The 22984-nt window shown below is 36.2% G+C and carries 25 protein-coding genes; 19 read left to right on the top strand and 6 right to left on the bottom strand.

The annotated features are described in order from the left end of the window. Positions 1–14: 14 nt before the first annotated feature. The 7 genes from SPD89_RS13230 (at position 15) to SPD89_RS13200 (ending at position 7897) form a co-directional block, all read left to right on the top strand. Complete coding sequence (locus SPD89_RS13230; protein ID WP_336262423.1) at positions 15–1268, top strand: sugar ABC transporter substrate-binding protein; 1254 nt, start codon at positions 15–17, stop codon at positions 1266–1268. A gap of 86 nt (positions 1269–1354) precedes the next feature. Further along, positions 1355–2233: a carbohydrate ABC transporter permease gene (locus SPD89_RS13225; RefSeq protein WP_336262422.1), complete on the top strand. Its 879-nt coding sequence runs from the start codon at positions 1355–1357 to the stop codon at positions 2231–2233. Continuing rightward, positions 2230–3066 carry a carbohydrate ABC transporter permease gene (locus SPD89_RS13220; protein WP_336262421.1) on the top strand — a complete coding sequence of 279 codons (837 nt, stop codon included), beginning with the start codon at positions 2230–2232 and terminating at the stop codon, positions 3064–3066. Before SPD89_RS13225 ends, SPD89_RS13220 begins: the two co-directional genes overlap by 4 nt. Positions 3067–3122: 56 nt before the next feature. After that, positions 3123–3821 (top strand): YesL family protein, encoded by a 699-nt coding sequence (locus SPD89_RS13215; protein ID WP_336262420.1) that lies wholly within the window; start codon positions 3123–3125, stop codon positions 3819–3821. Between the two features lie 44 nt (positions 3822–3865). Next, a complete protein-coding gene (locus SPD89_RS13210; protein ID WP_336262419.1) occupies positions 3866–4909 on the top strand; it encodes a LacI family DNA-binding transcriptional regulator in 1044 nt (347 codons plus the stop codon). A 27-nt stretch (positions 4910–4936) separates the two neighbouring features. Continuing rightward, the gene (gene pgmB / locus SPD89_RS13205) at positions 4937–5620 is read left to right on the top strand and encodes a beta-phosphoglucomutase (RefSeq protein ID WP_336262418.1); all 684 of its coding nucleotides are present in this window, start codon (positions 4937–4939) and stop codon (positions 5618–5620) included. Positions 5621–5632: 12 nt separating this feature from the next. Next, positions 5633–7897: a glycoside hydrolase family 65 protein gene (locus SPD89_RS13200; protein ID WP_336262417.1), complete on the top strand. Its 2265-nt coding sequence runs from the start codon at positions 5633–5635 to the stop codon at positions 7895–7897. Positions 7898–8147: 250 nt separating this feature from the next. On the opposite strand, the gene SPD89_RS13195 is transcribed toward SPD89_RS13200, so the two are convergent. Together SPD89_RS13195 and SPD89_RS13190 are read right to left on the bottom strand one after the other, a co-directional pair. Then, the gene (locus SPD89_RS13195; RefSeq protein WP_336262416.1) at positions 8148–8489 is read right to left on the bottom strand and encodes a hypothetical protein; all 342 of its coding nucleotides are present in this window, start codon (positions 8487–8489) and stop codon (positions 8148–8150) included. Then, complete coding sequence (locus SPD89_RS13190) at positions 8464–9186, bottom strand: DUF5068 domain-containing protein (RefSeq protein WP_336262415.1); 723 nt, start codon at positions 9184–9186, stop codon at positions 8464–8466. Before SPD89_RS13190 ends, SPD89_RS13195 begins: the two co-directional genes overlap by 26 nt. Positions 9187–9724: 538 nt before the next feature. Here SPD89_RS13190 and SPD89_RS13185 point away from each other — a divergent pair. The 4 genes from SPD89_RS13185 to SPD89_RS13170 all read left to right on the top strand — a co-directional run bounded on the left by SPD89_RS13185 (position 9725) and on the right by SPD89_RS13170 (position 11417). After that, entirely contained in the window at positions 9725–10009 is a 285-nt protein-coding gene (locus tag SPD89_RS13185; RefSeq protein WP_336262414.1) for a hypothetical protein, read from the top strand. A gap of 125 nt (positions 10010–10134) precedes the next feature. Next, positions 10135–10632 carry a YtxH domain-containing protein gene (locus tag SPD89_RS13180; protein WP_336262413.1) on the top strand — a complete coding sequence of 166 codons (498 nt, stop codon included), beginning with the start codon at positions 10135–10137 and terminating at the stop codon, positions 10630–10632. 184 nt (positions 10633–10816) lie between these two features. Beyond that, on the top strand, positions 10817–10921 hold the full coding sequence (locus SPD89_RS13175) for a lmo0937 family membrane protein (RefSeq protein ID WP_336262455.1): 105 nt from the start codon (positions 10817–10819) through the stop codon (positions 10919–10921). 160 nt (positions 10922–11081) lie between these two features. Further along, positions 11082–11417, top strand: a complete 336-nt coding sequence (locus SPD89_RS13170; RefSeq protein ID WP_336262412.1) for a LapA family protein — start codon at positions 11082–11084, stop codon at positions 11415–11417. Between the two features lie 224 nt (positions 11418–11641). Here the strand turns inward: SPD89_RS13170 and SPD89_RS13165 are convergent, their stop codons facing one another. From SPD89_RS13165 to SPD89_RS13155, 3 genes are all read right to left on the bottom strand, one after another. Further along, positions 11642–12811: an AI-2E family transporter gene (locus SPD89_RS13165; RefSeq protein ID WP_336262411.1), complete on the bottom strand. Its 1170-nt coding sequence runs from the start codon at positions 12809–12811 to the stop codon at positions 11642–11644. Positions 12812–13048: 237 nt separating this feature from the next. After that, on the bottom strand, positions 13049–13234 hold the full coding sequence (locus SPD89_RS13160; protein WP_336262410.1) for a helix-turn-helix domain-containing protein: 186 nt from the start codon (positions 13232–13234) through the stop codon (positions 13049–13051). Positions 13235–13564: 330 nt separating this feature from the next. Further along, positions 13565–13765, bottom strand: coding sequence for a DUF6431 domain-containing protein (locus SPD89_RS13155; protein WP_336262409.1), 201 nt, complete (start codon positions 13763–13765; stop codon positions 13565–13567). A 38-nt stretch (positions 13766–13803) separates the two neighbouring features. Between SPD89_RS13155 and SPD89_RS23095 the strand changes: the two genes are divergently transcribed. After that, positions 13804–14208, top strand: coding sequence for a PfkB family carbohydrate kinase (locus tag SPD89_RS23095; RefSeq protein WP_442961154.1), 405 nt, complete (start codon positions 13804–13806; stop codon positions 14206–14208). 590 nt (positions 14209–14798) lie between these two features. Here the strand turns inward: SPD89_RS23095 and SPD89_RS13150 are convergent. Beyond that, entirely contained in the window at positions 14799–15188 is a 390-nt protein-coding gene (locus SPD89_RS13150; protein WP_336262408.1) for a helix-turn-helix domain-containing protein, read from the bottom strand. 317 nt (positions 15189–15505) lie between these two features. Between SPD89_RS13150 and sda the strand changes: the two genes are divergently transcribed. The 7 genes from sda to SPD89_RS13115 all read left to right on the top strand — a co-directional run bounded on the left by sda (position 15506) and on the right by SPD89_RS13115 (position 22673). Next, positions 15506–15655 carry a sporulation histidine kinase inhibitor Sda gene (gene sda, locus SPD89_RS13145; protein ID WP_336262407.1) on the top strand — a complete coding sequence of 50 codons (150 nt, stop codon included), beginning with the start codon at positions 15506–15508 and terminating at the stop codon, positions 15653–15655. Between the two features lie 204 nt (positions 15656–15859). Then, positions 15860–16516: a 7-cyano-7-deazaguanine synthase QueC gene (gene queC / locus SPD89_RS13140; RefSeq protein ID WP_336262406.1), complete on the top strand. Its 657-nt coding sequence runs from the start codon at positions 15860–15862 to the stop codon at positions 16514–16516. After that, positions 16516–17109, top strand: coding sequence for a VUT family protein (locus tag SPD89_RS13135; protein ID WP_336262454.1), 594 nt, complete (start codon positions 16516–16518; stop codon positions 17107–17109). Before queC ends, SPD89_RS13135 begins: the two co-directional genes overlap by 1 nt. Continuing rightward, a complete protein-coding gene (gene queF, locus SPD89_RS13130) occupies positions 17082–17570 on the top strand; it encodes a preQ(1) synthase (protein ID WP_336262404.1) in 489 nt (162 codons plus the stop codon). Before SPD89_RS13135 ends, queF begins: the two co-directional genes overlap by 28 nt. Positions 17571–17987: 417 nt before the next feature. Then, a complete protein-coding gene (locus SPD89_RS13125; RefSeq protein ID WP_336262403.1) occupies positions 17988–18929 on the top strand; it encodes a peptidoglycan recognition protein family protein in 942 nt (313 codons plus the stop codon). Between the two features lie 663 nt (positions 18930–19592). After that, positions 19593–21332, top strand: a complete 1740-nt coding sequence (locus SPD89_RS13120) for a phospho-sugar mutase (protein ID WP_336262402.1) — start codon at positions 19593–19595, stop codon at positions 21330–21332. Between the two features lie 24 nt (positions 21333–21356). Next, the gene (locus SPD89_RS13115) at positions 21357–22673 is read left to right on the top strand and encodes a glucose-6-phosphate isomerase (RefSeq protein ID WP_442961157.1); all 1317 of its coding nucleotides are present in this window, start codon (positions 21357–21359) and stop codon (positions 22671–22673) included. The last annotated feature ends 311 nt before the right edge of the window (positions 22674–22984 follow it).

Genomic DNA, 22984 nt, shown 5'->3' with positions numbered 1-22984 from the left:
TAGGGGGCATTAAAATGAAGGCAAGTAAGAAAACATTAGCAAGCTTGATTGTAATTGGATTTTTATTGATTTTGGCAGCTTGTGGCGGAGATGATAGTGTCAACGGAAATAATGAAGGTGCTGAAGAAGGTTCAGCAAATAAAATTACGATTTTCCAAAGTAAAGTAGAAATATCTGATCAGTTACAGGCATTAGCAAAGGAATATACTGAGGAAACAGGTGTTGAAGTAGAGGTTGTCGGTACAACAGGTGATGATTACTTCCAACAACTGCAAATTCAATTGAACACGGATCAAGGTCCATCTATTTTTAGTCTGCAGCATGTGAAAGAAGCAGAAAAGCTGGAATCTTATCTTTATGATATGAGTGATGAAGACTATGTAGCAAACATTGCACCAAACATGGAATTAGCACTTGATGGAAAAGTTGTTGGTGTACCATATGGTGTAGAGGGCTTTGGTTTAGTGTATAACAAGGATTTAGTAAGTCCGGAAGATGTAGCAGATTTAGATTCATTTGTAAGTACATTAGAAAAGCTTAATGATGAAGGAATTAATGGATTGGGTCTTGCGCAAGATGCCTATTTTTTAATTGGCCACATTAGTAACTATCCATTCTCTATACAAGACGATCACTTTGAATTTATCGATCAATTATCAGCTGGAGAAGTAACAATGGCTGAGACACCAGAATTCCAGGAGTTTGGTGAATTTTTCGATGCAATTAAAGCAAACACAAAAAATCCTTTAGATGTCACATATGATGAAGAAATTGGTGACTTTGCAACAGGAAAAACAGCAATGATTCATCAAGGAAACTGGGCATATGGAATGCTTGAAGAATATGATTTAGATTTTGAAGTAGGCATGCTTCCTTTCCCCCTTAATGGAAATGATAAATTAGCTGTTGGTGTTGGTAATAACTGGGCGATTAACGGTACGAAAGATGAGTCAGAAATTCAAGCGGCAAGCGACTTTATAAATTGGTTAGTATCCAGTGAGGTTGGCCAACGCTATATTGTTGAAGAGTTTGGTTTCGTACCAGCAATGACAAACATCGAAGCAAATGATTTAGATCCATTGTCACAAGCAGTTTTTGAAGCATCAAATAGTGGAGAAACCATTCCATGGGCGCAAAACTATTATCCAGCGAACGTCGTTCCAAATGATATGACTCCTGCGGCACAAGATTTCTTCTTAAATGAAGAAATGACAGGACAGGAATTTATTGAAAACCTCGATGTGGCATGGCAAAAATCAGTAAAATAAAGTAGTTCAATCACAGGACACGCCACCCGCATCAGGTGGCGCGTCCATTATTTCCGGATTCAAACTATGAGAAGGAAGGTTTTGACGTGGCTAAAAGAAAAAATTGGGGCTGGTATGCATTATTTGTTGTACCGCTTCTAGTAATCTTTGTAACTGTTGTTATTGTGCCGTTTATCATAGGTATTTTTTATTCCTTTTTTGAATGGGATGGAATTAGAAGTAATCCTATGATGCCTGTCGGGATCGAAAATTATATTCAATTATTTAGTGATTCCCGCTTTTTGGATTCAGCATGGATTACAATTAAATTTACAGTTCTCGCAGTAATTGCTGTTAACGTTGTTGGACTTACCTTTGCATTACTTGTAACTTCAAAGTTGCGAACAGCGAATATTGCTCGCACGTTTGTTTTCATGCCTTATTTAATCGGTGGATTGCTATTAGGTTATATTTGGAAATTTGTCTTTTCTGATGTATTTGTAATGATAGGCGAATGGACTGGTTTAGATACAATATTTTTCAACTGGCTAATGCATCCGGACTATGCCTTGTATGCACTCGTAATTGTATTTACATGGCAGATGGCTGGGTATATTATGATCATTTATATTGCCGGAATCCAAAGTATTCCTGGTGAAGTGATTGAAGCGGCTAAAATTGATGGCGCCAGTCTCTGGCAGCGTAATCGCAGAATTATTTTCCCATTATTAATGCCATCGTTTACGATTAGTTTATTCCTTACATTATCTCTGGGATTTAAAATCTATGATACGAACCTATCGCTAACTGGTGGGGGACCAGCAAATGCTACAGAGTTATTTGCAATGAATATTTATAATGAAATCTTTGGATATGCCAATTATGGATATGGTCAGGCTAAAGCGGTTATCTTCTTTATCATTATTGCGGTTATTTCTCTGACACAGGTATATATAACGAAGAAACGGGAGGTAGAAATGCAATGAAAAGAGCAGGGAAAATTTCACAAGAAGTATTACTCTTCATCGTTGCACTTCTATTTTTATCTCCTATCTATATCATTATCGTAAACTCATTTAAAGATCGTCAGAGTTTATACGAAAATGTGCTGGCATTTCCTGATTCATTCAGCTTAGAATATTACGCACAAGCAATGGAAAAAATGAACTTTATGAGTGCACTTGGCAATTCGCTCTATATTACAATTATTTCCGTAATTATCATTGTAATTTTGTCTTCTATGACAGCCTGGATGTTAGCGAGAAATGATAATATTCTGAGCAGAATTATTTTTATGGGTTTTATTGCTACCATGCTTATCCCGTTCCAGACAATTATGATGCCATTAATTCAACTGATGAATAATATTATGGGTGCGACAGGTATCCCAATGCTCAATAGCCGTGAGGGGTTAATATTTATGCATGTCGGCTTTAATTCGGCAATTTCTGTTTTTCTGTATCATGGTTTTGTTAAGTCGATTCCGATTTCATTGGAAGAAGCGGCGACAATCGATGGGGCATCGAAATTCGGCATCTTTTGGAGGGTTATTTTTCCAATATTAAAGCCAATTACTGTGACTGTTTTAATTATCAATGTCATCAGTATTTGGAATGACTATCTATTGCCTTCATTAGTTTTGCGTGATACGGCACTCCGAACAATTCCATTATCAACTTTTTATTTCTTTGGAGAATTTACGATTCAATGGAATTTAGCGATGGCCGGATTGATGCTGACGATTATTCCGATTGTAATTTTTTACGCATCAGCACAAAGACATATAATTGAAGGAATTGGAGAAGGTGCAGTGAAATAACCTTGTGAAAGCATCATTTGTTTGAAGGATTCTGACGACAGGGAGGGATAAAAAAGATGGGGTTATCATCAGGCTTTATGGGAGGACTTCATAGACTTGCAAATTGGTTTATGCGGCTGACAATAATAAATATAATATGGTTTATCATGAATTTACCAATCTTCATTATTGTGATAAGTGCCTTGCAGCATGAATATTTTACTGGAAACCTCCTTTATTCATTACCAGCACTATTATTTTTCCCTTTGCTGCTGTTTCCTAGCACGATTGCCATGTATGCAACTGTACGTGATTGGATAATGAGGCAGGAACAGCCATCAATAATAAAAAGTTATTTTACTTATTTTAAAGATAATTATAAAGAGAGTTTACTATCAGGTATAGCTTGGGCAATCATTTGGTTTGTATGGATGATTGACATTGTATATTTCTATGGAAAAAATGAATTGTTAATCATCCTTTTCGCAATCGGTGGTATTGGCTTATTTATAATGAATATCAACTATTTTTCTATATTTACTCACTATCATATGAAAGTAAAGGATTATTTTAAACATGCTTTTTTTGTTACAATTGGTAGTCCATTATTATGCCTTTCTATATTGATTATTCATTTTATACTAATTACGTCGATAGTTGAGATATGGTTTTTATTACCGTTTTTCCTAGGGACTGCCAGTGCTATGCTTTCATTCTATGTATTTTATCGTTTTGCTTTGAAAATTCAACGAAAAACTGTAGAGAGTCAAGGTTGATTTTAATAGAAAAGAATAATTGATTTTAGGGAGAGGTAAAAAGATTGGCTACAATTAAAGATGTTGCAAAAAAAGCTGGGGTATCCGTAAGTGTTGTTTCAAAAGCTTTTAATAATTATACAGATATAAATGAGAAAACACGCATGCGTATTTTTAAGATTGCAAAAGAATTAAACTATACACCAAATATCGTAGCAAAAAATTTATCATCCAAAAAACAGCGAACGATTGGATTAATTTCCTCAGGGGTTTTGAATAATAATGAAAAAGATACAAATGCGTTAGATATTTTTAAAGGCGTATATACTGCTGCTGAAGAGAACCAATATGAATTATCCATTTTCCTGATTGACAGCCAGAAGCAAAAGCAAAAGAGCTATGCACAATTTTGCCGTGAAAGAAATATAGGCGGGGCAATTTTGCAAGGGATTCGTACAGATGATCCCTATTTTAAAGAATTAATCGATACAAATATGCCTGTTGTTTATGTTGATATTGTAACAGCTAGAGAGAACCAGTTTATCGGAAGTGTTTCGATTGATAATGTGAAGGCCAGTAAGGAGATAGCTATTTATTTATTAGAGAGAAATCACCGTGACATCGTGGTGATGGCAGGAGTAAAAGAAACCTATGTTAATGTAGAACGAATGAAAGGCGTGAAGAAGGCTTTTGCTTCCTACCAGCGAGAGCTCGAGGACGAAGCAGTGCACTATGCAGATTTTTCCGAGGAAAAGGCATATGAGCAAGCAAAAAAAATACTACAGGATAAACGTCCTACCGCTTTTCTCTGTTTTAGTGATTTAATGGCTTTTGGTGTCATGAAAGCAATTAAAGAGGTTGGCCTGTCTATACCAGCTGATATTTCAGTTACTGGCTTTGATGATCTTGTTTTCAGCAACTATTCAAATCCGAAGCTGACGACTGTGTATCAGGACTTTGAAGAAATCGGGCGGGAGTCTGCAATTTTATTGCAGAAATTGATGGAAAATAATGTTGAGAACCGTCATGTATTTGTTGGTCATAAACTAATGATTCGAGAAAGTGTGAGAGCATTGGACCTACGAAGCGAGCGAAAAAAGCAGCAATGAATAAAGTGAAGCAAGGGATGATTAAGAATGGTGGCAGATGACCCAAAAGTTTTTATATTTGATTTAGATGGTGTCATTACCGACACTTCAGAATTTCATTATTTAGCGTGGAAAAAACTGGCGAGTGAAATTGGGATTCAAATTGACCGGAACTTTAATGAACAATTAAAAGGTATTGGCAGAATCGAGTCATTGAACCGAATTCTAGAGCTTGATCAAACGAACAAACAACGAACAGCAGATGAGCTGGAAGCTTTAGCGACAAGAAAGAATATGCATTATCAGGAATTAATCAATTCACTCGGTTCTGCAAATATTTTACCGGGGATTGAGACATTATTAAAAGAAATAAGAGCAAATAATATCAAAATTGCACTTGGATCTTCAAGTAGAAATGCGAAAGCTGTCCTGGAGCAGCTCGGTCTAATCCAATATTTTGATTATCTCGTTGATGCAGCGAAAGTAACGAAAGGGAAACCGAATCCTGAAACGTTTACAACTGCTGCAGATTATTTTAATATCCCTTACGATCAATGCGTTGGTATTGAAGATGCCGCTTCAGGGGTTGAGGCATTAAACCAAGCAGCAATGTTTTCGGTTGGTGTCGGAGATGTGGCATATTTAGGAGAAGCGGATTATGTTGTACGTGATACCTCCCAGCTCAATTTTTCAGAGATTATCAGGAAATATCAGCAATGGATGGCAGTATAAGGAGGTAGAAGGATGACCTGGAAACTGACAAAATCAGAGCTCGACAATGAAAATTTGCTCACCAATGAAAGTCTTTTCTCTTTAGGAAATGGATATCTCGGAGTGAGAGGAAACTTTGAAGAAGGCTATGATGCTGCATTCAAATCTATTCGGGGTACATATATTAATGCGTTTCATGATGAAACAGAAATCAGTTATGGGGAAAAATTATATGCGTTTCCTGAGAAACAGCAAAAAATTGTTAACATTTTAGATGGACAAACGATTGAAGTTTATCTTGATGGAGAACGATTTGATTTATTCTCTGGTGAAGTACTTGCATTTGAGCGTAATTTACATATGGATAAAGGATTTGCGGAACGGATGATTCACTGGAAATCCCCTAATGGAAAAGAAGTGAAACTGCATTTCAGAAGAATCGTTTCTTTCGTGACGAGAGAATTATTTGCAATTGATTTAAAGGTAGAGCCAATTAGTGTGATAGATGAGATTAAAATTGTTTCTACACTAGCTGGTGACGTAAAAAACTTTGTCGACCCAAATGATCCTCGTATATCTTCCGGACATGCGAAGCGGTTAGAGGTTGCGGATATAAAGAAAGAAGAACATTTGAGTATCATCAAAAATAGAACAACTGGAACAAAGCTAGAGGTTGCATGTGTTTCCTCCTCTGTAATAGAAGCTTCATCATTCACCTGCCATACAACACAAACGAACAGCAGCATAAAGGAAACTTATACTGCATGTGGCACGATTCGCTTTACAAAATATAATGTTTATACAGATACATTCCGTCATGGCGACACATTAATTGAAGAAGCGATTGCTATTCATCGGCAAATTGAAGGTAAAAATTTCGCAGATTTATTGCAAGCACAGCAAGCTTATCTGGATCAATTCTGGAAAAAGGCGGATATATTAATTGATGGAGACACGGCTCTCCAAAGTGGCATCCGTTTTAATATTTATCAGCTGCTACAGTCTGTCGGGAAGGATTCTTACAGCAATATCTCAGCCAAAGGACTTTCAGGAGAAGGCTATGAAGGTCATTATTTCTGGGATACGGAAATTTATATTTTTCCAGTTTTCCTAATGACAGATGCGGAGATTGCCAAAAATCTCTTACTACATCGTTACTCTCTTCTGGATAGTGCCCGCAAAAGAGCACGTGAGATGGGACATAATAAAGGCGCATTATTCCCATGGCGTACAATTACTGGACCAGAGAGCTCTGCATTTTTCCCGGCAGGCACCGCCCAGTATCATATTAGTGCTGATATTGCTTATAGCTATATTCAGTATTATTTAGTAACGAAGGATGAAGCCTTTCTAAAGGATAATATGGCAGAGGTTTTATTCGAAACAGCAAGATTGTGGATGGATACAGGGCATATGCTGGATGGTCAGTTCCGTATAGATGATGTAACCGGGCCGGATGAGTATACATGTATTGTGAACAATAATTATTATACAAATGTAATGGCGAAGCATAATTTAATATGGGCTTCAAAGGTGTACAATCTGCTTGAGGAAACGGAGCCGGTTGTTTTGGCTAAGCTTGTTGAGCAACTGGACATATCGCAAAAAGAAGCAGGGGAGTGGCAGGAAGCGGGCGAGAAAATGTATCTGCCATATGATGAGCAATTAAAAATCAATGCACAGGATGATACCTTTTTACAAAAGCAGCGTTGGGTTTTAGAGAACACGCCAGCAGATAAATTTCCATTACTATTAAATTATCATCCACTAACATTATATCGCTATCAAGTTTGCAAGCAAGCGGATACTGTCCTAGCTCATTTCTTGCTGGAGGATGAACAGGATTTCGAAACAATGAAAAGATCCTACGATTATTATGAGGAAATAACAACGCATGATTCCTCACTTTCTCATTGTGCGTTTAGTATTATGGCATCGAAGCTCGGCTATAAAGAAAAAGCATATGATTATTTCTTAGAGACTGCTCGGCTTGATTTAGATAATACACATGGGAACACAAAAGATGGCCTTCATATGGCAAATATGGGCGGTACATGGCTTGCAATTGTTTATGGGTTTGCAGGAGTGCGGGTGAAGGAAGACGGCTTATCACTCGCTCCATCCTTACCTGAACAATGGAATTCATTAGAGTTTAAGATACAGTTTCGGGGAAGATTACTAAAAGTCCATCTGGATAGGGATAGTGTGACTTATTTGATTATCGAGGGAGATGGCCTCGAAATTCGGCATTTTGGAGAGAAGGTTTGGCTGGAGAGTGGGGAAGAGGTAACGCTTTAGATTTTAGTAAGTAAATTCAGATAAATAATTATTAGAAAATGTTGACAAAAGGTAACTTGCTTATTATAAACTTACTTAAGTTTCGCATCCCAAAGAATGGAGGTTTTTCTATCCATTCTTTTTATCCAACCCCCTATCATTATTGACATTTCCTCTATTCCATTTTGATCTATTTTGCAGCAATATCTCCTTCAAATAGTTGTAATAATTCACTGGATTCTTTAACCTTTACAATGTCACGTGCACCAAGTTATAGGAGGAAGCCATCACTAAGCTCACAGGCAGAGCCATCGCCTATATGGATCCGTGAATTAATGGAGGCTAATCCCATTTCTTCTTTTCCAGCATTATCAATCAAAAATATTACGGTTAATAGAACAATACCATTGTCAAAGGATGTGAAATGATCTTCTATCCTTGAATTCGGAGTGAATACTGTAAATTGATATCCGTCTAATGTAACGGTGACTTCATCAAACTGCTCACTTAGATGAATATCCTTTTTTTCCTTCAGCATTGTTTTTTCACCCATGCCATCAACTATTACTTTATAATGATAAAACACTTCATTGGGTAGTCTTTTTTGCGCCATCCTCATTTACACTTAATGTAAATTGAGTCGGTTTGCCAAAGACGGAATCAACTTCATTCCCTTTTTCGGAGTGTGGTTCGCCAATATAAACGGTTACTGTTGATAAATCTAAAGCTTTATCTAACGTTTCTTTTCCAAATGCATAGCCATAATAACCACTAATTGTTTCTCCCGCTTTTATTAAATAATCGTTTTCGTCACTTAGCTTTTCGGTTAATCGTTCCTCCTCCGGCAGCAGTTTATAATAATCGCTATATGTTTGATCTGCACCGTGAATTTCCATATAAGGATGTGGCATATAATATGTGTCATGATCTAGCTCATTTTCAATTGTATAATGAGCGATAATGACAGCCCCATCATTTTCACCATCAAAGGCATCAGCGTTTGTATTGTTAAAGTCATTTAATTCGACTAATACATAAGAATCTAATGTGACTGTAACATCTTCCATTTCATGTGTTTGGGCTTCGCTATTTTCATAAAGCATGTTCGCTTTTCCTTCTAGTTCTTTTTCCATATAAGTGATCAAGTCTGGGTAACCATTATACGTATTTCCTTCTGAGGTATTATTTTCCGCATCGTTCGCTTCGGATTGATCTGCTTGTTCTGTTATTTCCTTTTTATTGTCTCCACATGCACTAACAATAAATACTGTTAGCAAGAACGTGGAAAATAAGAGTACTAATCTTTTCATTGCTTGCCTCCCTTTTTGTATCTATTAATAACTCCATGTACTGAATAATTATTAGTTTATTGTATCATATAATTTTTAAACTACAAAAATGATTAGATAATGTTAAAATTATCCTTTCGTGTAATTGTTGGGGTTCCAAGCAAGAATGGCACAAAGACAATGAAAGTCCCTTACATGATATTCTTTGTTTTGTAAATACAGTTCATGACAGGGATTGCTACATAATAATTGGTGTATCAGATACTGGAGAAGTAATTGGGGTTGTACCAACAAAAAGCGTAAGCATACGCTAAGCAAACTAGATGTTGAACTTACGCTCAATTTTTTCCACATCGCAAATGTAATGGTAAATAAAAATGGCATACTTTTCCTTTTTTGGTTGTTTGATGACAATAAAGATGTTTCGTTAAAAATTAAGATGTTTTAAAGTATATTTGTTCCAACTTTCACTCCAATTATTATTCTAATTATAATTTGACAAATAGTTAATATTATTATATGATATAACTATACTAAAGAAAAGGCTAGGGATATTAAAATGAATATTTCAACTAAAGCAATCGTCTCTAACTCTGAAATGATAAAGAATTATAAAGCTTGCAGGGAAAAAGCAGAAGGTTTAGGTAAGATATTTATTTTGAAAAATAACCAACCGGATGCAGTATTGTTTTCTATTACTGAATATAAAAAGCTTTCAGTGTTTATTGAGTATCTGAAAAGTCTTGACGAGAAAGATATTGCAAAGATTATTGAGTCATTAGAAAACGAAGGAAATAGTATAAATCACAGCACATTAGAATTAATTAGTAAAATCAAAGGGTGAACACTTATATTAGAGTTAACACCCTTTTTTTTATATTAAACTAGCATATCAGCTCTGAATTGGTGAAAAGCAAATAGAGCCCGTGTTGGTTAAAATTACGGGGTTTAAATGAGGAGGTTTTTTTAATGACTTTGAAAAATGAACAAGACGGTTTAAGTAGTAAAGAAACTGGAGAGATAGAGAAGGTAAAAGTAGCGCAGATATTAGTAGCTGGAATGGGTATTGCAACCGTAGCTGTAGCCATAGCCGCTGCAGGTGTAATATCTGGAGTTCTTATTGCACGAAAATCAGGAAAGGAGACACGACAAGATTTAAAAAAGAAAGCTGTAAACACTGTAGAAACAATTAAGGATACAATCCAGAAAAACGCAGAGACGGTGAAGGATTCGGTGGCACAAACTGCAGGCAAGGTGAAAGATTCCGCAGGTCATGTTGTAGAGAAGGTAAAGGATACCGCAGTAATTATTGCTGAAACAGTGAAAGATTCCGAAGCACATGTTGAAGAGAAAGTAAATGATGTCATCAAAAACGTTCAGGGAAAAACGGATGATGTAAAAGAGGACATTAAGGACGGTTACGTTGAAATCACAGAGGATATTCATAAAACTGCTAAGAATAATTGAAAGAACTTAAAAGATCTGTGAAATAAGAAACCCACAAAGGAAATTTCATTAATTACAGGTTCTAATACCTTTTATGGTTTGTGCACCACATAGCACCTGGAATTCATAGACTATTTTGTCCAGCAAGCCGCACTTGCTGGACATTCATAATTAAAGGGAGCATGTTGAAACATGTTTATGGGCAATAACTATAATATTCATAGTCTTATGGCTTCTTGGCGTAGATACTGCATATACAATGGGCGGATTAATCCATATTCTTTTCGTAATTGCGTGCGGTGAATTGTAGTTTTGCTAAGTATAATTAAAGGGAAAAAGATACTTTTGCCGATTAGAGGAATATGAATGAAAAGAGGTAATTATAAGAGAGAAAACCAGGGGAATTTAAAAACTAGAAACGGTCATAATTAATTAAATTAAGAAAATATATAAGGAAGGTTGATGAGTCTATGCAAAAATACTTTATTTTATCTCTAATAGTTTCAATTATAGTAGTGATTTTTGCGGTTACAAACGCTGCAGCAGTCCCTGTGACAGTCTTTTTCACACAGTATGAAATCTCCTTGGCTCTAATCATTATTATTACAACGGCATTTGGAGCAATAATAGCAACAATGATTGCCCTTGTAAAACAATTTAATCTCAATAAACAGATTAAAAGTCTCACCACTAAAAACCAAACACTTATGTTAGAGAATAAAAAACTACAAGAAGTACATTTGCCAACCACAGGCAATTCCCCTGCAGACACTGCTGAGGAAAAAAACAATGCAACTGATATTTAAGGTCTAGAACGGTAATTATCTGATTTATTTTCGTTATGTATGCCGTATTTACGTATACATTTGTTCATTCGCAGGAGTAGGAAAGGATGGGAAAAGAAGCGCCTTTCCTTGCGCTGAAATAATGATGGATGAACTACGAATCAAAACAAACGATACCTATCACAAACACCGAAAACAGTTACTAGAAAAAGGTTAGACGCAGGGAAGTTATTCCAAACGTCTCGTCATTCCTCATTCATTCCCTTTTCTGAAAGCTCATAAGGACCTTCATCTTCGCCATAATATTTGTTATAGCTTCTCTTAAACTTGTCAAATAGATAGGTAATGATCACTTTCAAAATGGCATAGCCAGGTATACCAAGTATAACTCCAACAATACCAAATAAATTCCCTGCCACTAGTAAAACGATAATAATGGTCAATGGGTGGATTTTCATGGTTTTCCCCATAATATTTGGTGAAACGAAATTCCCTTCTAGAAATTGGACTGCCGCCCAGACTATAGCTAATTTAACTAGCATAAAGGGGGAGTCGATAATTGCAATGATAATTGCTGGAATAATAGCTATTGTCGGTCCAAGATAAGGGACAACACTAGTAACGGCAGCAATGACCGAAAGTGTAATGGCATATTCCAGGCCAATGATTAAATAACCGATATACAGAAGAATTCCAATAACTGTCGCCACGACGATTTGGCCCCGGATATAGGAACCAACCTGAGTATCCATAGTATCCAGAATTTCCTTTGCATCCTTTCTAAATTTAGGAGGTAATAATTTCAAAGAAAAGCTTTTGAATTTTTTTCCATCCTTTAAGAGAAAGAACAATATAATGGGAAATGTAATGATTACAACTACTATACTTGTAATAATGTTCGCTACATTTTTTACTCCCTGAAATCCGCCATCTATATGAGTTCCGATGACTTGCAGTATATCGCCTAAGGTACTTACCAACCAATTATAACCTTCATCATAGTAAGGTCCGAGGAATGAGTTTTGAAACCATGAAGTTATATCTGCCCCCAGTTGACTTAAATAGTTCGGGAAGTTGCTTATTAAGTCTTTTGATTGCGTTTCAATTGCCGGGGCAGTAAGTAGAATGATCCCAGTCAAAAGCCCACTTATACCTAAAATGATAATGGTAATTCCCCATAAACGCTTAATGCGCCAGTGCTCAAAGAGATTTACAATTGGATTCAACAGATAATAGGCAATAAAAGCTAAAATAACTGGTGGAGCAACAGTTGAAAAGATTACTTCAATTGGATGAAAGATGAATGAAATATTCCTATAAATAGCAATGGTAATACCGATCAGTATTAAAAATGCTAATATGTAAAATAAATCACGGCCACCTATAAATTTCAAAAATCTGCTTGATTGCTTCATCTTAGAAACCCCCTTTTTAATTCAATGTACCATAGGGAGAGGGAACTTGTACCAAAAGACGAAATTGAAAGTTTTCCTTTATTGTCTCGTTTAGGAAACTATTCATAGCTTCGTTTTTATCTTTTGTACCTATGATAAAATGAGTAATAACATCTACAGTTTCTTCACAAAAGTTTATGTAATTCTTAACAATAGTTAGATATGATTTATATTGGTTTATTAAGGGGTTATGATCTATTAAAATAAATTAGATACAATATGTTCTTTTGATTTTGTGCCTTTTCCTTTTGGTTTTAGTCCTTCAAAGCCAGCTTTACGATATTGTGCCAAGTACATTCGAATCGTTCGTTCTGATAATCCGCTTGTCTCACAAATTTGCCTTCTGATTTGTCTGGCTTTGGCAGCATCTAAGCTATCTGCCAACAATGGGGACAGTAATTGTACCGTTTAGCAGCGATTTCCTGTGCTTTCTTTTGATCCCTCATGTTAAATAATCCTCATTTCATCGAATTAACATGAGTCTATCTCAAGAGCTGTTGGACAGGAATGCAGAACGGGTCTGTATTCATAAAAGAACATTCACAATGGGATGGACAACTTTTGCCAGCCATCCTCCTATTGACTTACCTTTACGTCTGATTCGTTGGAGTACGGTCCGTGGAGGATTGGACGTGCACCCCACAGATATGTCCAATTGAAAGCGCTCGACCATTGAAATGAAGACCTTACTGCATAAGGTCCCTAAATTCCAAATCATTCACGCCAGCGCCTCAATGTCGATTCATCTGCCGATACATCTGCCACCCTATCATCGAGAACCTGTTCCATACTTCCTACCCCGTAACGCTTATAAGGAACTAACACATCCGGTAATTCATGATGAATTTCATGACAGCGTTCACAGTAAAGGCGACGTATAATCAATTTCGCTTTGATACCGGAATTTCGATCCATACCCTTCGCCGGCTCCCCACCACAGCCAATCTTTTACCTTGTCTAATTTAAGTTCATTTCAAAGAGAATCCCAGGGAAATTTTTATCGCTGTCTAAAGAAAATAATTTCTTATGATCCAAATTTTCGTCAGAGTCTATGGGATGACAGACTGTCAGCGAAGAAGCAAATAGAAAAAGGTTTATATTATACAGATATCTTGAAATTATCAGAAGAAGAACACTATTTATTAACAAAAACTAATGAGTTTAAAGAAGGATCAAATTTGTTAAATGAGAAATACGGGATTAATCTAATATTCGTAACGGTAGGAAATAAGGGGTGTTTCTTTAGATTTAATGATGAAACGGGGGTTGTTCCAATTTATCAAGTTAATGTAGTGGATACTACCGCTGCAGGAGACAGTTTTTTGGTTCTATTATTTATAAGATATCAAGCATGCTAAGTCTTTAAATGATCTAAATAGCACTAGTTTATTCAAGTATATTCGTTTTGTAAACGCTGCAGGCGCTTTGACAACTACTAAAAAAGGTGGAATACCGGCATTGCCAAAATTAAAAGAGATTAACCGGTTGGACGGGCTTATGGAATTTTCGACTTGATGATGAGCTGGAAAAGTATTAATCTATTTCGAATTGTCTAAGTTTTGTAAAAAACTCACCTTCAAAGGGATAAAACATTAGTATCATGCTAGCGGTAACACTTTTTTTAAGTTAATGCGATAGGTGAACGGATTCGGGGAAGTTTTCAAAGAAATGTTTACACCATACAGCAAGAGGCAGCAATCGGTGATGAGGGAGCTTTATCGGTAGATAAAAAGAATGGATATGCTTCAGGAAAAGGTGAAGACTGGTTCTATTAGCGTGGTGCAACTAGTAGAGCCGGTCTTTTTGGATGTAAAAACCCTAATAAGTTTAAAGTTTCTTTGGAAAATAAAGTGCAGATTGCGAAGCATGAGAACCGTATCTTCTCTGTCACTTAACTGTGATTTTATTTCTATCTAATTACATAGTGGTCGTGTTGTAGTTACCAATTTTAGTTTTGGATTTTCAGCTCACGATTAACAAATTGCCAACAGCGGTGAATACGAGCAACATTACTGGAAGGATCTTTACTTAGTTCTTCAAGAAGTGATATATCCATCATTTTTTGTATCGTCTCAATTTCTGCATCAGAAAATGATAGTTTGTCAGATTTTGAATGATGGACTGGATATTTACGTATATTTGACAAGCCAAGTAGATAATCGGTTGAAACATTAAAAATATTGGCTATTTTAACAAGCGTTTCCAAAGAAGGTTCACTACGCTCTTGTTCATAATAACCATAAGCACTTGCAGTCATATTTAGTTTTTGCCCCATGTCTTTTTGGTCATAGCCAAATTCATCACGCAACTCTTTAAGTCTTTCTCCAAATGAATGCATTTACAACAACCTCACTGTATAGGGGAATTATACAACTAAACATTGTTTATAGAATATAAAAACAATTAATACTTGTAATTTAACATTAAGAATAAATACTTATATATAATGCAGTTAATGTGTTAGTTAGTGAAAAAATAACAAATAGTATCATTATATAACATAACAATATCATTTATTTGTTAATAGGGATGTGATCTGTAAAAATAAGTAAGTATTTAAAGACAATTATCTGAATTTTACAACGAAATAGTACATAATTGTTAAAAACAATGTTTTTTTATAGAAAAATGATCAGAATAGGAGAATTGTATAACGTGGAAAACTTATCTAATGACTTAATAATTGAAGCGTATAATAAAGCGATTGAACTTAAACTAGACGATGATTTTCAATTGATGTTGAAAAAAGAAATATTACGAAGAAAACTAGAGTTAAATAATTTGTCAAAGATTTCCGAGTTTTAAAATACTAAGGGTTTGAGTATATTTGAAATATAATATAATAAAGTTAAACGAAAATATAAAGCAATGATTTGAAAAGATAAGCTTTTACGTGTATATTTTTAGCTGGAATAAAAATGTTGATTTCTTAATAGGAGTATCTACTATTTAGGATTCACTTAATTTCCGCATAGAGGGTTCGAAACCATCCCCTCTTAAATAAAAACTATGGAGGAATGTATAATGGAAAAAGCAATAGTTGTATTTAGTGGCGGGCAGGATTCAACCACATGCTTGTTATGGGCATTGGAAGAATTCAAGAAGATAGAAACCGTCACTTTTTTGTATGGTCAAAGACATAAATTGGAGGTCGAATGTGCCGGAAAAATAGCAAAAGACCTCGGTGTCAATCAGAAAATTATTCAGATGGATCTGCTGAATCAATTAACTGAAAATGCTTTGACAAGAAAGGAAATGGAAATTGAAGAAGGAGAAGTTCCGAATACATATGTAGAAGGAAGGAATCATATTTTTCTTTCTTTTGCTGCTATTTATGCAAAAACAATCGGTATAAAAAATATTATTATAGGAGTTAGTGAAACGGAATTCAGTGGATATCCTGATTGCCGAAATGGATTTATTCAGTCATTAAACGAAACATTAAATCTGGCAATGGCTGAGCAATTTAAACTGATTACGCCACTCATGTGGAAAGACAAATCAGAGGTTTGGGAAATGGCAGATCAGATGGGACGTCTAGAGTATATTAGAGAAAACACGTTGACTTGCTATAACGGTATTATTGGAGACGGTTGTGGTACATGCCCTGCTTGTAAGCTAAGAAATGAAGGGTTACAAACTTATTTAAGGGGGCATGTTTTATGATTAGAATAGCAATCTATTTATTATCTATTATTTTAGCTAACGTTATTACAGCAAGATTTGCTCCCTTAGAACTAGGACCACTTATCATTCCTTATGGTACTTTGCTCATTGGGTTAACACTTGTCATGAGAGACATGGTGCAAAATAGATTTGGTAGATTGAGAACATATTTATTAATTGGACTAGCGCTTATATTATCTGCGCTTTCTAGTTATTTATTAGGTGATCCATTATGGGTCGTATTTGCAAGTATGTTAAGTTTTATTATTTCAGAGACAGCTGATACAGAAATTTACACACGATTTAAATTCCCGTTTGTAAAAAGAGTAATGTATTCAGGAGTCGTAGCGGGATTTTTGGACTCAGCAGTTTTTGTCATCATTGGAATTGGTCCTCTTGGACTAGCGTTTGTCCCCTGGGGATTAGTGCCATACGCCATTATAGGACAATGGGTTGCTAAAGTAGTGATGCAATTAGTAGTTGCTGGTGGAATCAGACAAGTCGTTATTAAAATGGATCTTTATGAACCAAATATTACAGACATTAAATGGGAGGAGAATAAAACATGCGAGAAAGTGACACAAAGAATTTAACATTACTGGGAAATCAAGGTACTAGCTACAATTATCAATACAATCCCAATATTTTGGAAACATTTGAGAATCAGCATCCGGAATATGATTATTTTGTAAAATTCAATATTCCCGAATTTACAAGTCTATGCCCACTAACAGGACAGCCCGATTTTGCTACGATTTATCTTTCGTATATTCCAGATGTGAAAATGGTAGAAAGTAAGTCGTTAAAGCTGTATATGGTAAGTTTTCGAAATTATGGGGGTTATCATGAAGATTGTGCTAACACGATCATGAAAGATTTAATTAGATTATTAGATCCAAAATATATCGAAGTTTGGGCTAAGTTTACACCTCGTGGTGGAATTTCTATTGATCCTTATTGCAACTATGGAAAGCCAAATACTATTTATGAAGAGATGGCGAGAGAAAGAATGTTCAAGCATGATATGTATCCGGAAAAAGTAGATAATAGATAGGCTAATTTAGAATATATACGAAAAACGGATACTTGGCCTTGGAATTACATGAATTGATTCGTCACTTTAAACGTTAATTGATAAGGACAGGATTGGAATAATAGTGCTTCTTTCAAAAAAATTTTTTAAAAACATGAAAACCATCTTAAGCATTGGAAAAAAGGGTTTTTTTGGCATTGTACGGGAGCGGTTGTATTATGTTATCTTTTTATGTCTGTCGTTTTACCTTCAAATTTAAGCTGGCAATTAATGTTCTATTAAGTTTGGATGGTGCGTTACTCTATCGTTCTATAATGTTCTTCGTTAGGAGCGAATTTTATAAAAAAGAAAATCAAATCAAAGGACGATGACACGTTTGTAGGCGTTTATTCGATAGATAGAACGAAGGAGAAATTGTAATTGAAAGGGGATTTCTATATGTCTATCGAAATTATTCAAATGTTTATCCCGAAGAGTAATACGTTTACGCGCCCGGGGATAAAGATGACGCCGACGTCGATCACGGATCATGAAACAGATAATACGAATGTGAGGGCGAACGCGCGGGCGCATGCTTTGCTACAGAAGAATGGGAATAGGCGGCAGGCAAGTTGGCATTTTCAGGTAGATGATGAGCCGGAAGTGTATCAGTCGATACCAGTGGATGAAGTGGCGTTTCATGCGGGCACTCGAAGTGGCAATTATCATTCGATTGCGGTGGAACGTTGTGTAAATAAGGATGGAGATTACTTGAAAACGATTGCCAATACGATTGAATTGTACAAGTTTTTGTTGAAAACGTATCCTTCAATTAAAGAGATTAAGCAGCATAATCATTGGAGCGGTAAAAATTGTCCGAGGTTAATGCGACAGGGGCATAAAGGGATGAATTGGAATAAGTTTATCCGTAAAGTAAGGGCTGAAGCCGATGTCGCCAAGGTGAAAAAAGTGGTGGGAGCCGGGAAATCAACTTATCAAACGTCGAATACAAGTGTGAGCCTGAATAATAAAGTCGTGTTAAAAAATTCAGCTACTCGCTATGCGACAGGGGAACGAATTCCTGCTCGGTATAAAGGGAAAACGTATACGGTAATGCAGCGTGGAAGTAATCGGGTGTTGCTGAAGGAGTTATATTCGTGGGTGCATATTCGTGATATAGAAAGTACAGCACTAAGGAAGCTGGACAAGACTGTAAATACAATAAAAGTAGGGAGTAAGGTTACGTTACGTAAATCTGCGAGCAGGTACGCAACAGGGGAAAAGATCCCGTCTCGGTATAAAAATAAAAGCTATACCGTTCAGCAAGTGAAAGCGGATCGGGTGTTGTTAAAAGAGTTGTATAGTTGGGTGAAGAGGTCAGATTTATTGGGACTCTCATGAATCCGTTCGTTGGGCGCTCCTTCGCCCAGTAATAGCATGAATCCGTGCGTTGTGCATTCCCTCGCCCGTTTCTTCTTTAGAGAATTGCTGAAAATGGGAAATGAAAAGAACTATCTAATCGAAATAATGTTAGCGATTAGATAGTTCTTTTATAAATTATGATGTTACAATGGCGTGATATACACCACGTTTTTTAAGATTTAAAGATTGATCGATTTCTGATACATCTTTATGAAATTGATGTGTATTATTTCAGTAATATCATCCATTTTTAAATTTTACAGGAATTGGAGTAGAAATAGAATCCAAATCCACCTCCCTAATTTATTTTAAGAACACTTTTACAATATGCTACATTAATAAATACAATTTCCTTTGGAAGGATTGGAAGAAGAAAGTCGATGCGATCTTTTTGTGATCGACAACAAATATGAAATACAATGCGGAATTTTTTAATAACTAGATGTATGCAATCACTCTGTCTTAGTATGGGTGATTTTTTGGATACAGAATATTTTAATGAAGGTATAAGTTTTAAATTAAGAGGCAGCTCACCTTAAAAAGCTTAGGGGATCAGATTATGGATCTTACGTTTTTTGCATTTTAAAAACGCTGCCTATGATATATAATGAATGGAGTTACTAAGTTAGTGGGGGTTTTACAGTGAATTGGGAAAGTGAATATAAAAGATGGTACGGTTTTTCCGGTTTAGAAGCTGAATTAAAACAACAGCTGCAAGAACTTGAAGATGATCCTATTCAACTAGAAGATAGCTTTTATAAACATGTAGAATTTGGTACTGGTGGAATGAGAGGTATCATTGGACCGGGTACGAACAGGATGAATATTTATACGGTTCGTAAAGCTGCAGAAGGTTTAGCACGATATATCGAGGCTAACGGTGATGAAGCGAAAACACGTGGGGTTGTCATTGCGTATGATTCACGACATAAATCATATGAATTTGCGATGGAAGCAGCAAAAACGCTAGGTTATCATGGTATTCAAGTTTATGTCTTTGAAAGTTTGCGCACAACACCTGAATTATCTTTTGCTGTAAGATATTTGCATGCCTATAGTGGAATTGTCATTACGGCCAGTCATAACCCGTCAGAGTATAATGGCTTTAAAGTATATGGCACGGACGGTGCACAGTTTGCCTCAGCGGATGCGGATGTTATTGTTCAGAAGGTAAATGAGGTTGAAAATGAATTGGAGATTCCAGTTGCTGACGAAGAGGCTTTACTTGAAGCGGGACTTTTAAAAATGATTGGACAAACTGTTGATGTGGCGTATTTAAAACAATTACAAACATTAGTTGCTAATCCAAAAGTAATCAAACAAGTAGCTGCAGATTTTAAAATAGTTTATACACCAATTCACGGCACAGGAAATCGTCCCGTAAGAGAAGGATTAGCATTAATTGGCTTTACAAATGTCCAAATAGTAAAAGAACAGGAATTACCAGACCCGAACTTTTCTACGGTAGATTATCCGAATCCGGAAGAACCTGCTGCATTTTCCTTGGCGATGAAATATGGTGAAAAAAATGATGCCGATATTTTACTTGCCACAGACCCGGATACGGACCGAATGGGAGTTGCGGTGAAAAGTGGGACAGGGTATAAATTATTAACTGGAAATCAAATTGGAGCACTTTTACTACATTATTTAATTACACAAAAACAAGCGAGAAATGAGCTACCCCAAAATGGGGCGGTTCTAAAAACAATCGTAACCTCTGAACTGGGAAGAGACATTGCGGAGGCACACGGAATAGAAACGATAGATGTTTTGACAGGATTTAAATACATTAGTGAAAAAATTAAAGAATTTGAAGAGACGGGCGATCGGACATTTTTACTTGGTTACGAAGAAAGCTATGGATACCTTATCGGTGATTTTGTCCGTGATAAAGATGCAGTCCAAGCATGTCTATTAATTGCAGAAGCTGCTGCATTCTATAAAGTGAAAAATAAAACATTGTTAGACGCGTTGAATGAAATTTTCAAGAAATATGGTTTCTATAAAGAAGGACTAACATCACTTACGTTAGAAGGAAAAGCAGGCGTGGAGAAAATTTCGTATATTTTAAATGACTTCCGTGAAAACCCTCCAATAGAAATTGCAGGTAAACAAGTGTTGGCGACGGAAGATTACTTAAGCAGCGAACGAGTAGTATTAGAAGAAGAAAGAACAGAAACCATTACTTTGCCAAAATCTAATGTGTTAAAGTATAAGTTAGAGAACGGTGCTTGGTTCTGTATTAGACCATCAGGAACTGAACCTAAGATCAAATTTTACTTTGGAGTAAAAGAAGCATCGCTGGCAGAAAGTGAGCAGGCGTTGCAAGAGTTGCAGGCAGCAGTGATGGAAAGAGTGGGAGTATTAGTTCTTAACTAAACTGAAGTTTAAATAAGGAGAATAATAATGTTAGGTTTATCTTTTTCGTATCAAGGTGTATCAGCTTTTATCGAACAAAAAGAAATAGAAAATTATCGTAATCGTGTGTTAGAGGCGCATAAAAAGTTACATAAAAAAACCGGCCAGGGAAATGAGTATCTAGGATGGCTACATTTGGAACAAGACCCTGCTGAACTAAAGCGGATTAAGGCGGCTACAGAAAAAATTCAACAAGATTCGGATGTTTTAATTGTGATCGGAATTGGCGGATCTTATTTAGGGGCTCAAGCAGCGATTCAAATGTTAACCCATTCATTTAGTGATATGCTGTCAAAAGAAGAACGAAAAACACCACATGTATTTTTCGTTGGTCAACATATAAGTGCTACATATAAACAAGAATTATTATCGGTCATTAAGGATAAAGATGTTTCCATTAACGTCATTTCAAAAAGTGGGACAACAACGGAACCGGCAATTGCCTTTCGGATCTTCCGTAAATTTTTGGAAGAGAAGTACGGAAAAGAAGAGGCAAGTAAACGAATTTATGCGACAACAGATAAAGAAAAAGGTGCCTTAAAGACACTCGCAGATGAGGAAGGGTATGAAACGTTTGTTATCCCTGACGATATTGGAGGACGCTATTCTGTCCTCACGCCTGTAGGTCTATTACCAATGTCTGTGAGTGGCATTGCGATTGATGATGTTTTAAGAGGCGCAAAGGAAGCGACGGAGGATTTGAGTGTGTCTGAGCTTTCCGAGAATCCTGCTTATCAATATGCGGCGATTCGAAATATTTTATATGAAAAAGGCTTTACAACAGAGATTCTAGCAAACTATGATCCGAAGTTGCGCTTCTTTTCCGATTGGTGGGTGCAGTTATTCGGAGAAAGTGAAGGGAAAGAAGGAAAAGGCATTTTTCCAACAGCCGCTACCTTTACAACCGACTTGCATTCCTTAGGACAATACATCCAAGAAGGACGACGGAATTTGTTTGAAACGGTATTACGAGTACAGTTCGAAGAAAAAGATCTTTATGTAGAACGGGAAGAAAACGATCTCGATGGCCTCAATTATCTCGTTGGAAAATCGTTACATGAAATAAATATAACCGCAAGCGAAGCAACATTAAAGGCACATATCGATGGTGGAGTTCCAAACCTAGTGATTGATTTGCCAATCATCGACGCGTACACATTTGGGTATATGGTGTATTTCTTTGAAAAAGCCTGTGCAGTAAGTGGGTATTTACTTGGTGTTAATCCATTTGACCAACCAGGGGTGGAAGCATATAAGCAGAATATGTTTGAGATGCTGGGGAAACCGGGGTATGGGGAGTGAAACTTATTTGATATTGGATAGTAACATGGTGAACACATCATGTTACTATCCTTTTTACCTAAAATATGTAGAGGTAGACACTTTAATGCTTAATAGAGGTTCTCTCCTGCACTTACTGGCAATAATGTCCTCAAGCAGTGCCTCAAAACTTTACACAGCTGGCTCATTCTATCCTATCCGCACCACTCAACTTTTTTGTATATTGGTAAGCATTTTAGGCAAAGACATTGAGGGTCATCCGAAACAAATGTATTTTCAGTAAAAAGTCGAGAAAAATCTATTTGCAAAATTAGTGTAATTGAAAGTATTCT

The organism is Pseudogracilibacillus sp. SO30301A (assembly GCF_037072025.1).
GTDB lineage: Bacteria > Bacillota > Bacilli > Bacillales > Amphibacillaceae > Pseudogracilibacillus.
Note: the sequence above shows the minus strand (reverse complement) of the source record. Positions and strands in the feature narration are given on the sequence as shown.

Excerpts from the sequence above, each read along its gene's own strand:
- SPD89_RS13125 (WP_336262403.1), top strand. The coding sequence starts at position 17,988 with ATGTCTATCGAAATTATTCAAATGTTTATCCCGAAGAGTAATACGTTT.
- queF (WP_336262404.1), top strand. The coding sequence starts at position 17,082 with ATGCGAGAAAGTGACACAAAGAATTTAACATTACTGGGAAATCAAGGT.
- SPD89_RS13190 (WP_336262415.1), bottom strand. The coding sequence starts at position 9,186 with ATGAAAAGATTAGTACTCTTATTTTCCACGTTCTTGCTAACAGTATTT.
- SPD89_RS13215 (WP_336262420.1), top strand. The coding sequence starts at position 3,123 with ATGGGGTTATCATCAGGCTTTATGGGAGGACTTCATAGACTTGCAAAT.
- SPD89_RS13150 (WP_336262408.1), bottom strand. The coding sequence starts at position 15,188 with ATGCATTCATTTGGAGAAAGACTTAAAGAGTTGCGTGATGAATTTGGC.
- SPD89_RS13195 (WP_336262416.1), bottom strand. The coding sequence starts at position 8,489 with ATGGCGCAAAAAAGACTACCCAATGAAGTGTTTTATCATTATAAAGTA.
- SPD89_RS13220 (WP_336262421.1), top strand. The coding sequence starts at position 2,230 with ATGAAAAGAGCAGGGAAAATTTCACAAGAAGTATTACTCTTCATCGTT.
- SPD89_RS13200 (WP_336262417.1), top strand. The coding sequence starts at position 5,633 with ATGACCTGGAAACTGACAAAATCAGAGCTCGACAATGAAAATTTGCTC.
- queC (WP_336262406.1), top strand. The coding sequence starts at position 15,860 with ATGGAGGAATGTATAATGGAAAAAGCAATAGTTGTATTTAGTGGCGGG.
- pgmB (WP_336262418.1), top strand. The coding sequence starts at position 4,937 with ATGGTGGCAGATGACCCAAAAGTTTTTATATTTGATTTAGATGGTGTC.
- SPD89_RS13230 (WP_336262423.1), top strand. The coding sequence starts at position 15 with ATGAAGGCAAGTAAGAAAACATTAGCAAGCTTGATTGTAATTGGATTT.
- SPD89_RS13185 (WP_336262414.1), top strand. The coding sequence starts at position 9,725 with ATGAATATTTCAACTAAAGCAATCGTCTCTAACTCTGAAATGATAAAG.
- SPD89_RS13170 (WP_336262412.1), top strand. The coding sequence starts at position 11,082 with ATGCAAAAATACTTTATTTTATCTCTAATAGTTTCAATTATAGTAGTG.
- SPD89_RS13155 (WP_336262409.1), bottom strand. The coding sequence starts at position 13,765 with ATGGATCGAAATTCCGGTATCAAAGCGAAATTGATTATACGTCGCCTT.
- SPD89_RS13165 (WP_336262411.1), bottom strand. The coding sequence starts at position 12,811 with ATGAAGCAATCAAGCAGATTTTTGAAATTTATAGGTGGCCGTGATTTA.
- SPD89_RS13180 (WP_336262413.1), top strand. The coding sequence starts at position 10,135 with ATGACTTTGAAAAATGAACAAGACGGTTTAAGTAGTAAAGAAACTGGA.